The following is an 11,674-nucleotide window of genomic DNA, read 5'->3' as shown; positions in this document are numbered from 1 at the left end:
CAAGGCCGTGGCGTAAGAAAGAGTGGCACGGCGAGGTCCGCGGAGCGGACGGGAGGAGGTGGCTTGGTGAGCGTTACCGAGCCCATGGACGACCCTTGGGCCGACAGCGGACCGAGCGACCGGCTGCCCACCCGTACCCGAGGAGAAGGGCGCGGCCGGGGCCGCGGGCGCGACGACCAGCACGAGCGCGGCAACGACGGCCCGTGGGACGGCGGCCTCTCCGGTTTCGAGCGAGTCCCCCCGCAGGATCTCGACGCCGAGCAGTCCGTCCTCGGCGGCATGCTGCTCTCCAAGGACGCCATCGCGGACGTCGTGGAGATCATCAAGGGCAACGACTTCTACAAGCCCGCCCACGAGACCGTCTATGCCGCGATCCTCGACCTCTACGCCAAGGGCGAGCCGGCCGACCCCATCACCGTCGGCGCCGAACTCACCAAGCGCGGTGAGATCACCCGCGTCGGCGGCGCCTCCTACCTCCACACGCTGGTCCAGTCGGTCCCGACCGCGGCCAACGCCTCGTACTACGCCGAGATCGTCCACGAGCGCGCCGTCCTGCGCCGCCTCGTGGAGGCCGGCACCAAGATCACGCAGATGGGCTACGCGGCCGACGGAGACGTCGACGAGATCGTGAACTCGGCGCAGGCCGAGATCTACGCGGTCACCGAGCAGCGCACCACCGAGGACTACCTGCCGCTCGGCGACATCATGGAGGGGGCCCTCGACGAGATCGAGGCGATCGGCTCCCGCAGCGGTGAGATGACGGGCGTGCCGACCGGCTTCACCGACCTCGACTCGCTCACCAACGGACTGCACCCCGGCCAGATGATCATCATCGCGGCCCGTCCCGCCATGGGTAAGTCGACCCTCGCTCTGGACTTCGCCCGGGCGGCCTCCATCAAGCACAACCTGCCCAGCGTCATCTTCTCCCTCGAAATGGGCCGCAACGAGATCGCGATGCGCCTGCTCTCGGCGGAGGCCAGGGTCGCGCTCCACCACATGCGCTCCGGCACCATGACCGACGAGGACTGGACGCGGCTCGCCCGTCGCATGCCCGACGTCTCCCAGGCGCCCCTGTACATCGACGACTCCCCGAACCTGTCGATGATGGAGATCCGGGCCAAGTGCCGTCGGCTCAAGCAGCGCAACGGTCTCAAGCTCGTGATCATCGACTACCTGCAGCTGATGCAGTCGGGTGGCTCCAAGCGGCAGGAGAGCCGTCAGCAGGAAGTCTCCGACATGTCGCGAAACCTCAAGCTTCTCGCCAAGGAGCTGGAGCTGCCCGTGATCGCGCTCTCCCAGCTGAACCGTGGTCCCGAGCAGCGCACCGACAAGAAGCCGATGGTCTCCGACCTGCGTGAGTCCGGCTCGATCGAGCAGGACGCCGACATGGTGATCCTGCTGCACCGTGAGGACGCCTACGAGAAGGAGTCCCCGCGGGCCGGCGAGGCGGACATCATCGTGGGCAAGCACCGAAACGGCCCGACGGCCACGATCACCGTCGCCTTCCAGGGCCACTACTCGCGCTTCGTGGACATGGCCCAGACCTGACCGGAGGGCTGTAGGTTCGCAAATCCCGTGTCTACGAGTCGCGCCTCGAACTGGCGCGGCTCCTCTTCGCTGATTTCGATCCGTCCGTACGTTCCATCGTGGCCCAGCCCTTTCTGCTCAAGGCCGAGGTGGACGGGGCTGTGCGCAAGCACATCCCGGACTATCTCCTGGTCACCGACGAGGGACCCGTGGTCGTGGATGTGAAGTCACTGCACCGGTTGTCCAAGCCGGAGGTGGCCTTCACTTTCGGCTGGACCCGTGAGGCGGTGGAGGTCCACGGGTGGAAGTACGAGGTCTGGAGCGAGCCACCCGCGGTTGAGCTGGAGAACGTCCGCTTCTTGGCGGGCTACCGCAGAGACTGGCTGTTCGACCGTGGGCTCGTAGACGAGCTTCGTGGCGCTGAGCTCGACGGAGTCTCTATGCGTCGAGCGGTGGCCAGCTTGCCCGGTCACCCGGAGGAGCGAGTCCGGTCTGCGATCTATCACTTGCTGTGGACACAAGAGTTCACGGTTGATCTCGACCGGCCATTCAGCTCGGCGCACGTGCTGGGGAGAACGGCGTGAGCAGGGCTGGGGCGCGGGTTGGCGTCGGTACACACTTCCGCTATGACGGGGAGACCGTCGAGGTGGTCGAGATGGCTGCCACCACGGCTGGCAACGAGGTCGTCCTCAAGGACCGCCACGGCAGGCTCCTGCGGCTGTCTTTGCGGGAACTGCTCTTCTCCGACCGGGCCACCCTCATCCCCGAGGGGCCTGGACCGTCCTCGGACGACGCCGAGGAGATCTCCGAGGACGCTCCCGATCTGGCTGGACCCGCTTCCCGGTGAGGCCCTCGACTCGTGGCTGGACGTCCTGGCAGAGCGTCTGAATACCTCGTTCGGGGAGGCGATGGCCCACTCGGGCTTTCCGGTGAGAGGCCGCTCCGGGAACCAGCTGCGGGACATCCCTCCGGACTGGACGATCGCGCTGCGAGAGCAGGAGACCGCTGCCGTCGCCCATGCGAGCGGGCTGCCCCGGCCGTGATCACGGCCATGACGCTGGCCCACTATGACCAGCGGGCCCTTCGCGTCGACCCCGAGCGCCGGCACGTCAACCGCCGGGTGCTCTGGGGCAGGGCCCGCGGGTCGCGGTTCTGCCCGGACTGCCTGGCCGACTCCGGAGGCCGCTGGCAGCTGGCCTGGCGCCTGGGCTGGTCGTTCGCCTGCCCCACCCACCGACGCCTGCTGACCGACTGCTGCCCGCACTGCGAGCGAGTTCAGCGCGAGCGTCCCCGCTCTGGTCGGGCCATCCCCCAGCTGGGAATCTGCGGCAATCCCCCCTCGCGCCCGAGCGCTGAGCCGTCGGGTGGCTGCGGCTTCGACCTGACCAAGACCCGAACTTTCCAGCTGCCCTCAAGCCATGCGGCATTGACGGCCCAAGACCGGCTGCTGGAGATCATCGAGTCCGGGACAGCCGCCTTCGGCATCTACACAGCGAGCCCGCAGCCGGCACAGAACGCCCTCGCGGACATCCGGGCGATCGGCGGACGCGTTCTGGCGGACCTTCCGGCCGGCACCCTCGCGAGCCTCGTGCCATCTGACATCGCCGAAGAGCACCTCGCGCCCGCCCCGGGCTCTCGACTCGCTTCCCGGGCTGTCGATCGGCCCGGCTTCTCGCGCCCGTCCTGGCCAGCTCACTCCTGCTCATCGGCAGCCGGACCAGCCTCGCCGCAGCTGTCCGGCGCCTCGGCGAGGTCACCGACGGCATCGACATCTCTCGCATCGTGCAGATGCTGGACGACCGGCCACACTGGCCGGACGCGACGGACGCTCTGGTCCGACTGGCCGGCTACCTCGATGCCCACGATGTTCCCATCGACTACCAGCGGCGCCGACTCCTCGACTACACCGACCTGCTGCCGCACGAGCGCTGGTCGGAGATCTGTCAGCGCACCGGCTCACCGCCTGGCCACGGCCGACGCGAGCAGATCGTCCGATGCTGGTTGTTCCAGCGCATCAGCGGACTTCCCTCCGAAGTCGCCCAAGGATTCGGCAGCGGTGGCGAAGCAGCCTTCAGGGCTGAGGCCGCCCGCGTTGCCGTCCTCCAGACCCCCGAGCTGGCTGGCGAGCTTGACCGAGCGGCGCGCGACTTCCTGGCCTGCCACGGCATCCGCGACGAGCCGGTGACCTGGCAGCCCCCAACCGCCCTGCTCGACGAGCTGGACCTACCGGGTCCCGACCCCGCTCGGATCGACGGCCCCCACCTGCACCGCCTCGTCCGCCAGCGCAAGAACGCAGTTCAGTACGCGGCTGAGGCCCTCGGCACCACCGTCGAGGCAATCCGGCACGTCCTGGACGAACATCCCACCCCCGCGCCACCGCCGACGAAGTCCGCCGCCAGGGCGACGGGCCAGGTCCGTCTCGAGGCCCGTCAGGACGTGCCGAAGGAGACCTTCGTCCGTCTCTACCTAGACGAGCACCAATCCCTGAACCAGATGGCCGCCTTCACAGGTTTCTCCCGCAGCGTGCTGACCGCTCTCGCGCATGAGTATGAAGTCGCGCTCCGTGAAGGCCCGCAGGACTACAGGCGCCGCGGGACGGTCGAACGGGACTGGCTGATCGAGCAGTACGTCCACTGCCGTCGGACCCTCGCAGACCTCGCACGCGAGAAAGGCATGAGTACCGCGAACATGGCGCGCTGGGCCAAGACCCATAACGTCCCGTTGCGATCACGCGGAGGCGCCAGCCACAGCCAGGCACTTCGGGCCATCGACCAAGCCGGCCAAGCGCCACGCATCCTCCAGCCGGCACTCGGCGGCCAGGGTGCCAGCGAACGCCTGAACCGATTCGCGGCTGCATCCGCCTATCCAAGCCTTGGTGACGCAGCGAGCGGTCTCGGCCTCAACAATTTCACCCTTGTCGCGCAGATCAACCGGATCGAGCGAGAGCTCGGCGGACCGCTGCTGGTGAGAGCCGAACGGGGACGGCCGATGACGCTGACCTCTTTGGGGAGGAAGGTGCTCAGGGCGATCCGGACGTTTCAATGCGATGCGCAGTCATGAAGCATCGGAGCTCACGCAGAGTCGTCCAGGCGGTGGAAGGCCCCCTCGAACTCTCCCGAAGCAAGCAGCTCGGCGATCACGATCACCATCTCCCGGATGCCGGGATCTCGAACGATCAGCCCGTCCGAGTACCAGAAGCACCGACCACCTGCCGCTTCTCCTGTCTCCTCCCACCTCTTCATCAACCGGCTGACCTCGGCGACTGTGAAGATCGTCGCACTCCAGCGTGAGCCATCGGGGAGGCGAACCTCGGCATCGACGTTGCAGACCTCGTCGAGTACGTCATCAGGGTTCGGGAGGAAGAAAGCCTCGAAGCCATCGGTTCGAACGCGATAGTAGGGGCCGTCCCATCCTGCCTCGGATCGCAGTTCCGTGCTCATGCTGGTCACCTGGGGAGGATCCCAGTGCATGATGCCGGGCACAACTGGCTTACGGGCAGCCGATCACACTGGTGACACCCCTGCCGGTGAGCAGGTAGTTTGCGGGAGGACAGAGAGAAGAGTTCGAATGGACTCCCGGATCGCCCGCATCCGACGCAAGCTCGCCAAGGTGCCCTATGCCGCGCCGCGAAGCTACTCCTTCGGTGAAGAGAAGCATGGGTTCCGCCTCGACCCCCCGTTGCCGGACGCGAAGGTCGCCGAGTTCGAAGCCGACCACCACATCGAACTGCCCGATCCCTATCGCAGCTTCCTGACCACACTGGGCGGGGGCGGCGCATCGCCGTTCTACGGCCTCCTGCCGTTGCAGTCATGTCGGCTGTTCACGATGGACCCCCGAGGCGAGCCCGGTCGCCCTCGGGGGTTCACGTTCGCCAGCGGCCCGCCTCACCGAAGTGACCTTTTCCTGCATATCATCGAGGCAGGGTGCACCGACCTGGTGCTTCTCGGCATCACAGGTCCCCTGGCCGGCCGCGTCGTCACCGGAAACGCCGACGGTTTCTGGGGCCCCAACGTCTCGTCGGCCACCGACTTCCTGGCCTGGTACGAACGCTGGCTCGACCACATGCTCGAAGGCCGCGACAACCGCGACCTGGAACTGACCTCCCCCGCCCTGCGAGCGCCGGTCGACCGCATCCTGAGGCAGCACCGCGATCGCGAGGATCTGTCACGGCCCTGAGAATCCGGAGCTATGTCATCCGTTTGAGAACAGCTCCAAGCAGCTGGTCACGTGGTCACTCGCATGACATTGGAATTGAGAACCTACAGGGCCCCAACGGCCATCCGGGGCGTCCGCCGCTGTCGTGCCCCAGGGCGCCGCTCCTCCCCCGTGCGGGGGAGCGGTTCGGTCCATGGGGAGGATCCCTCGCCACGTCCGCTTCACGAGGGTGGAGCCATGACACCGAGCATCCTTCACCGGCCCCCGCTCGTCAGCGACACCGAGCGGCCGGTGCCGCGCTGGGCCATGCGCATGGCCCACGCGCTTCCGCTGCTTCTGCTGCCGTCGTGCCTGTGGCGGCTCCCCTTCGCCCTGCACTTCGAGATGGGGCAGATCCAGGGGCCCGGCCTTCCGCCCTACTGGGTGAGCATCCCGTACGTGCTCGGGCTGAGCATCCTCACGGAAGTGACCGCGATCCTGGCCATCGGACTGGTCCGTGGGTGGGGAGAGGTGGTGCCCGCCTGGATCCCGGTCATCGGCGGCAGACGCGTCCGGCCCATGGCTGCCGTCGTCCCCGCCGTTCTCGGCGGCCTGGTTCTTACCGTGCTGTTCACCGGTGTCCCCATCGGTGACGGACGCAGGCTCAGTCTGTACGGCGTCATCGACACCGTCGCCTACACCAGCGACGCCTGGCATACGCTCGCGACGATCTGCCTCTCCCCGACCGCCGTGTGGGGGCCGATCATCATCGTGCTCGCGATCGCCTACTACCGCCGTCGGCGGAGGTGAGGGCCCGTACTCCCGCCAGGCTGTCGTCGTGGGTGGGCGACCAGCCGAGTTCGCGTTCGGCCTTGCTCGCGTCGAGGCGCAGCTGCGAGGTCATGGCCGTGTGGGCCAGGGGAGCCGGCTTGAGCAGCCAGAGGGGAACTCGCAGGGGCTGGGGAGCGCCGAAGGCCGCGGCGACCTCCTGAAGGTGTCGGCCGAAGGGGAGCGGGGTGCGGTCGGCGATGTTGTAGGCCTGGCCCGGGGTGCCGCCCTCCGTGGCGAGGACGACGGCCCGCGCCGCGTCGTCGACGTCGACCCAGGAGAAGGCGCGTCCGTGGTCGGCGACCACGGGCAGGGAGCGCTTGCGCAGGAGGGGGAGCACGTCGTTGTCGGTGACCTCGGCGCCGTAGAAGAAGCCGAAGCGCAGGCTGATCGCTTCGAGGCCTTCCGCGGTGAAGGCCATCCGCTCCTTGGCGCGCATGGCGCCGACGTGACGCTCCAGCCAGGCGTTGGTGCCGCGCGGGCCGAAGGGCGTGTTGTCCTCGGTGATGAGGCCGGCGCCGTGGTCGCCGTACCCGTAGCCGAACATCATCGACTCGACCACGAACCGGCGGGCGCCGGTCGCGCGGGCGGCGGAGAGCAGGTTCTCGGTGCCCCGGGTCCGCAGGGCGTTGGTCGGCACCATGCTCTGGTGGCGTGCCATCGACTCGCCCTTGAGCGCGGTCGCCGCGTGGACGACGACGTCGAAGGCGAGCCCGTCCACGGCCCTGAGGACCGCGTCGGCGTCCAGGAGGTCGGCGCGCAACGTGTTCGTGGCGCCCCGACCGAGCCCCGCGACCTCGTGTCCGGCAGCGGTCAGCTGCCGGGTGACGCTCCGGCCGAGTGCGCCGCTCGCTCCTGCCAGCAGAACCTTCATGTCCGTGCTCCCTTCCGGGTCCATCGGGTGATGTTCAGGGGACGGATCGGGAAGGTTCGGATGTGACATCACGTTGGATGGGATCTATGACGACATCCTTCGAAGTCTTGTTGCCCGGTACCGAGCGCGCCCTGCTGCACCGTGTGGCGGTCGCCCAGTCCGAAGGGCGTGCGCCCTCGTTCGTCGGGGCGGTGGTCCGTGACGGAGCGATGGTGTGGAGCGGTTCGCGCAGCTGTGTGGACGGACATGCGCCGGACGCCGATACGCAGTTCAGGATCGGCTCCCTCACCAAGGTGTTCACCGCCGTGCTGGTGATGCGTCTGCGGGACGAAGGGCTGCTCGGCCTCGACGATCCGCTGGAGCGCCACCTCAAGGGAACGAGCGTCGGCGAGGTGACGATCGCTCAGCTCCTCGGTCACGGCGGGGGCCTCGCGGCCGAGACTCCCGGCCAGTGGTGGGAGCGGTCCTCCGCCGCACTGCGGCCGGAGCTCTCCGACGTGCTGGGGGAGCGGCCCTTCCTCCGGACCCCGGGGCGCGGTTTCCACTACTCCAACCCCGGCTACACGCTGCTCGGTTCACTCGTCGAGGAGGTGCGGGGAGTTCCTTGGGCGGAGGCGCTGCGGAGCGAGATCCTGGAGCCGTTGGGGATGAGCCGTACAACGCTCGACCCGGTCGCCCCGCACGCGGGCGGCTGGGCGGTGCACCCCTGGGCCGATGTGATGCTTCCCGAGCCGTCGGTGGATCTGGGGCTGATGGCGCCGGCCGGCCAGCTGTGGTCGACTGCCGCGGATCTGGCCCGATTCGCCGTGTTCCTCGCGGCGGGTGACGAGCGGGTCCTCGCGACCGCCTCGGTGGAGGAGATGCGGGCTCCCGCGTCCCCTGCCGGTGAGGGCGACTGGGAGGGGAGCTACGGGCTCGGTCTCCAGCTGCTGCGCAAGGACGGCCGGACCCTGGTCGGGCACACCGGCTCCCTGCCGGGCTTCGTCGCCTGCCTCTGGGTGAGCGTCGAGGACGGCCTGGCGGCGATCGCCCTCGCCAATGCCACGTCCGGGCCGCTGACGGCGGCAGTGGCGGCCGATCTCGTACGGATCGTGGCGGAGGCCGAGCCGAGGTTCCCGGAGCCCTGGCGCCCCCTTCCGGAGGCGGAGGTCGACGAGGAGCTGCTCTCCCTGACGGGGCCTTGGTACTGGGGCACGTACGCGTACGGGCTCCGGCTCGGGCCCGAGCGTTCCGTGGTGCTGGAGCCGCTGCGTGGAGCCGGGCGGCGGGCGAGTTTCCGTGCGCTGCCCGAGGGCGGCTGGGTCGGGCTCAACGGCTACTACGCGGGCGAGACGCTCCGGGTGGTGCGGCGCCCCGACGGCAGCGTGAGCCATCTCGACCTGGCGTCCTTCGTCTTCACCCGGGAGCCGTACGAGCCGGGGGACGCGGTACCGGGCGGGGTGGACGAGGCGGGCTGGCGCGGCCTCTGAGCCGCCCGTCCGGTCACTGCCTCCGAGCTCACCACCTCCTGTTTCACGTGAAACAGCGCGCCGGGTCGTCGCCCGGCGCGCTGTTCGTCCGAGGGGGCTTCAGAGGATCTTCTTGAACCCCACGTGAGAAGCCTCGAAGCCGATCCGCTCGTAGAAGCGGTGGGCGTCGGTGCGTGTGACGTCGGAGGTCAGCTGGACCATTCCGCAGTTCTGGCGACCGGACTCCTCGACGGCCCACTCGATGAGCTGGGTACCGAGTCCGCTGCCACGCTCGTCGGCGTGGATGCGGACGCCTTCGATGATCGAGCGGGTGGTGCCCTTGCGGGAGAGCCCGGGGATCACCGTCAGCTGGAGCGTCCCGACGACCTTCTCTCCACGGGCCGCCACGACGACGTGCTGGTGGGGATCGTTCGCGAGGCGCTCGAAGGCGACGAGGTACGGGGAGAGGTCGTCGGGGGACTCGCGCTGTGCACCCAGCATGTCGTCGGCGAGCATCGCCACGATGGCCGGGAGGTCGGCGGCGACGGCGGGGCGTATCTCAAGATCGCTCATGCCCGCAGCGTACGCACGGTCCTCTCCTGCCGCCGCCCTCCTCCCGGCTCAGACGGTGACGCCCACGCCCTCGACGACCTGGACAAGCGGGGCCAGCTCGGGGTTCTTCGCGGCGTCGTCGAGGGCCTCGCGGAGCGCGCTGTCGTTGGTGGGGCGGGCCTCTTCGAGGAGCTTCTGGCCGGCCTCGGTCACATCGGTGTAGATGCCCCGCCGGTCGGTGGCGCAGAGGTACCGGGTGAGCAGGCCGCGGTCCTCGAGCCGGGTGACGAGACGGGTGGTGGCGCTCTGGCTCAGTACGACGGCGTCGGCGACCTGCTTCATCTGGAGGTGGCCGCCCGGGCCGCTGTGCTGGCGGCTGAGGACATCGAGGAGGGAGTACTCGCGGACGCTCAGACCGTGCCGGGACTCCAGGGCGCGCTCGATGTGCGACTCGATCCGGCCGTGCAGCAGGGAGAGGGCGCACCAGCGCTGGGCGAGCGCGGTCAGTGCGGGGTCCGTCGCGGTCATGATCTCTCCTCGGTCTCCTCGGCGCCGGAGCGGCTCATGAACCAGCGTAGACGATGCAACGCAATAATGCGCGTGTGCAAGTAAATCTTCCCGGGGTCGCCGCGGGTGTCACCGGCGGAGAGGGGGCGCCGAGGGTGTCAGGGGTCAGCCCGCCGCGACCGTCAGCGGAGCGAAGCGCCGTCGCCAGTCGCCGGGGAGGTCCGGCACGGAGCGGACCATCACGGCGTTGGTGGCGATCGAGTCGATGCCGTTCTCCTTCGCCCAGCCCAGCAGCGTCGTGTGACGCACGTCGATGTCCGTGCGCAGCGGCCGGTCCGTGGCGGCGGCCAGGGAGGCGATCAGCGCCTGGGCCGTGGCCGGGTCCTTGGCGATCAGTGGCCCGACCACATGCGTGTCCATGTTGGGCCAGGCCGCCGCGAAGCCGGTGATCTCGCCGTTCTCCTCCGCGACCCGCAGATGGTCGGCGAAGGCGGGCAGCCGGGTCAGGATGTGCGTGCGGTCGAGGCCGAAGATCTCGCGGTCCAGGCGCAGGACCGCCTGGAGGTCCTCGGCGGTCGCCGGGCGGACGGGGACGTCCGGAGGGGGCGTGGTGAAGCTGAACCGTCCGCGCACCATCTCGGACCGGGTCGTCTCGATGAACCCCAGCTGCTCGTACAAGGGCTGTCCGTTGGGGGTGGCGTACAGGGTGAGCGGGGTGCCGCCTGCCTCGGCCAGGACGTGCTGCATGAGTCGGCGTCCCACACCTTGGCGGGCGTACGACTCGGCGACGAGCACCATGCCGATGGCGGCGAGCTCCGGACCGTACGAGGTGACCACGCAGCAGGTGACCAGCCCCGTGCCGGAAGGGTCGTCGATGCCGTATCCGGTTCCCGCGGTCAGCAGATGACCCCACTTGTGCTCTTCACGCGGCCACCCTCTGTTCTCGGAGAGGTCGGCGCAGCCGAGGAGGTCGTCCGTGGCGAGGCGCCGGATGGGGAGCTGAGCGAGAGCTGAGGGGGAAGTCGGCATGCCTTCCAGGCTGACCGAATCGCTGATCGTCCGTCCACCGGTTTACGCGATCCGGCCTTTTGCGCGGGGAGGCGTTGATTCCACCTTGGGAGATGCGGACGATGTTTCACGTGAAACCGAGTGAATCCAGGGAATCCCGACCCGGCAGACTGCACCTCTTCGACCTCGACGGCACGCTGATCAGGGGTTCGGCCGCCGCTGTGGAGATCTCCCGACAGCTGGGCCTTCTGGAGGAGATCACCGCTCTGGAGGAGGGGTTTCTGCGGGGGCTCACTCCGGACGAGTTCGCTGTGCGGGCCCGTGACCTCTGGTCCACGCTCACCCCGGAGCAGGTCGATGCCGCCTTCGAGGGTGCGCCCTGGCTGGCGGGCATCCGCGAGGTCTGGGCCGACATCAAGGCCCGGGGCGGGCGCTGTGCGGTCATCTCCCTCTCGCCCGACTTCTTCGTCGAGCGCCTGCTCGACTGGGGCGTCGACACGGTGCACGGTTCACGCTGGCCGGCCGTCCCCTTCACCGAGCCGATCCACCGGCCCGGCATCCTCGACGCGGCGGCGAAGGTGCGGATCGCGCGGGAGCTCTGCGCGGAGTACGGGGTGGAGTGGGCCGACTGTGTGGCCTACGGGGACTCGATGTCCGACGCCGAGCTCTTCGCGATCGTGCGGGACACCGTGGCTGTGAACGCGGACCATCACCTCGCCGGGATCTCCCGCCACAGCTACTCCGGAGGGGACCTGCGTGAGGCCTACGACTTGGTCCGAAACCGCGCAGCTTAGCC

13 protein-coding genes and 1 pseudogene are annotated in these 11,674 nt (G+C 69.0%); 9 read left to right on the top strand and 5 right to left on the bottom strand.

Annotation, left to right across the window (positions count from 1 at the left end):
- Positions 1-66 precede the first annotated feature (66 nt).
- The 5 genes and pseudogenes from dnaB (at position 67) to DEJ46_RS39980 (ending at position 4,587) form a co-directional block, all read left to right on the top strand.
- Positions 67-1,548 (top strand): replicative DNA helicase, encoded by a 1,482-nt coding sequence (gene dnaB, locus DEJ46_RS19675; RefSeq protein ID WP_079039525.1) that lies wholly within the window; start codon positions 67-69, stop codon positions 1,546-1,548.
- A gap of 50 nt (positions 1,549-1,598) precedes the next feature.
- Positions 1,599-2,111 carry a TnsA-like heteromeric transposase endonuclease subunit gene (locus tag DEJ46_RS19670; protein WP_150268220.1) on the top strand — a complete coding sequence of 171 codons (513 nt, stop codon included), beginning with the start codon at positions 1,599-1,601 and terminating at the stop codon, positions 2,109-2,111.
- Between the two features lie 71 nt (positions 2,112-2,182).
- Positions 2,183-2,374 carry a hypothetical protein gene (locus DEJ46_RS39990; protein ID WP_223834827.1) on the top strand — a complete coding sequence of 64 codons (192 nt, stop codon included), beginning with the start codon at positions 2,183-2,185 and terminating at the stop codon, positions 2,372-2,374.
- 204 nt (positions 2,375-2,578) lie between these two features.
- Positions 2,579-2,713, top strand: a pseudogene (locus tag DEJ46_RS39985) (hypothetical protein); the annotation flags it as partial.
- Positions 2,714-3,315: 602 nt separating this feature from the next.
- Positions 3,316-4,587 carry a LysR family transcriptional regulator gene (locus DEJ46_RS39980; RefSeq protein ID WP_223834825.1) on the top strand — a complete coding sequence of 424 codons (1,272 nt, stop codon included), beginning with the start codon at positions 3,316-3,318 and terminating at the stop codon, positions 4,585-4,587.
- Positions 4,588-4,598: 11 nt separating this feature from the next.
- On the opposite strand, the gene DEJ46_RS19660 is transcribed toward DEJ46_RS39980, so the two are convergent.
- Positions 4,599-4,967: a hypothetical protein gene (locus tag DEJ46_RS19660; protein ID WP_150268218.1), complete on the bottom strand. Its 369-nt coding sequence runs from the start codon at positions 4,965-4,967 to the stop codon at positions 4,599-4,601.
- Between the two features lie 127 nt (positions 4,968-5,094).
- Here DEJ46_RS19660 and DEJ46_RS19655 point away from each other — a divergent pair, with 127 nt between their 5' ends.
- Together DEJ46_RS19655 and DEJ46_RS19650 are read left to right on the top strand one after the other, a co-directional pair.
- Positions 5,095-5,703 carry an SMI1/KNR4 family protein gene (locus DEJ46_RS19655; protein WP_150268216.1) on the top strand — a complete coding sequence of 203 codons (609 nt, stop codon included), beginning with the start codon at positions 5,095-5,097 and terminating at the stop codon, positions 5,701-5,703.
- 216 nt (positions 5,704-5,919) lie between these two features.
- Positions 5,920-6,471 (top strand): hypothetical protein, encoded by a 552-nt coding sequence (locus DEJ46_RS19650; RefSeq protein ID WP_150268214.1) that lies wholly within the window; start codon positions 5,920-5,922, stop codon positions 6,469-6,471.
- On the opposite strand, the gene DEJ46_RS19645 is transcribed toward DEJ46_RS19650, so the two are convergent.
- Complete coding sequence (locus tag DEJ46_RS19645) at positions 6,428-7,363, bottom strand: NAD-dependent epimerase/dehydratase family protein (RefSeq protein WP_150268212.1); 936 nt, start codon at positions 7,361-7,363, stop codon at positions 6,428-6,430. The genes DEJ46_RS19650 and DEJ46_RS19645 overlap by 44 nt on opposite strands.
- A gap of 86 nt (positions 7,364-7,449) precedes the next feature.
- On the opposite strand from DEJ46_RS19645, the gene DEJ46_RS19640 reads away from it, so the two are divergent.
- Positions 7,450-8,832 carry a serine hydrolase domain-containing protein gene (locus DEJ46_RS19640; protein WP_150268210.1) on the top strand — a complete coding sequence of 461 codons (1,383 nt, stop codon included), beginning with the start codon at positions 7,450-7,452 and terminating at the stop codon, positions 8,830-8,832.
- Positions 8,833-8,931: 99 nt separating this feature from the next.
- Here DEJ46_RS19640 and DEJ46_RS19635 read toward each other — a convergent pair whose 3' ends face one another.
- The 3 genes from DEJ46_RS19635 to DEJ46_RS19625 all read right to left on the bottom strand — a co-directional run bounded on the left by DEJ46_RS19635 (position 8,932) and on the right by DEJ46_RS19625 (position 10,899).
- Positions 8,932-9,384: a GNAT family N-acetyltransferase gene (locus DEJ46_RS19635; RefSeq protein WP_150268208.1), complete on the bottom strand. Its 453-nt coding sequence runs from the start codon at positions 9,382-9,384 to the stop codon at positions 8,932-8,934.
- Positions 9,385-9,432: 48 nt separating this feature from the next.
- A complete protein-coding gene (locus tag DEJ46_RS19630) occupies positions 9,433-9,891 on the bottom strand; it encodes a MarR family winged helix-turn-helix transcriptional regulator (RefSeq protein WP_150268206.1) in 459 nt (152 codons plus the stop codon).
- Between the two features lie 144 nt (positions 9,892-10,035).
- The gene (locus tag DEJ46_RS19625) at positions 10,036-10,899 is read right to left on the bottom strand and encodes a GNAT family N-acetyltransferase (RefSeq protein WP_150268204.1); all 864 of its coding nucleotides are present in this window, start codon (positions 10,897-10,899) and stop codon (positions 10,036-10,038) included.
- Positions 10,900-11,000: 101 nt separating this feature from the next.
- On the opposite strand from DEJ46_RS19625, the gene DEJ46_RS19620 reads away from it, so the two are divergent.
- The gene (locus DEJ46_RS19620; protein WP_150268202.1) at positions 11,001-11,672 is read left to right on the top strand and encodes an HAD family hydrolase; all 672 of its coding nucleotides are present in this window, start codon (positions 11,001-11,003) and stop codon (positions 11,670-11,672) included.
- Positions 11,673-11,674: the final 2 nt, after the last annotated feature.

Origin of the sequence: Streptomyces venezuelae (genome assembly GCF_008642375.1) — a bacterium.
Lineage (GTDB): Bacteria > Actinomycetota > Actinomycetes > Streptomycetales > Streptomycetaceae > Streptomyces > Streptomyces venezuelae_G.
The sequence above is the reverse complement of the archived record's forward strand: the minus strand, read 5'-3'. Positions and strand labels throughout refer to the sequence as shown.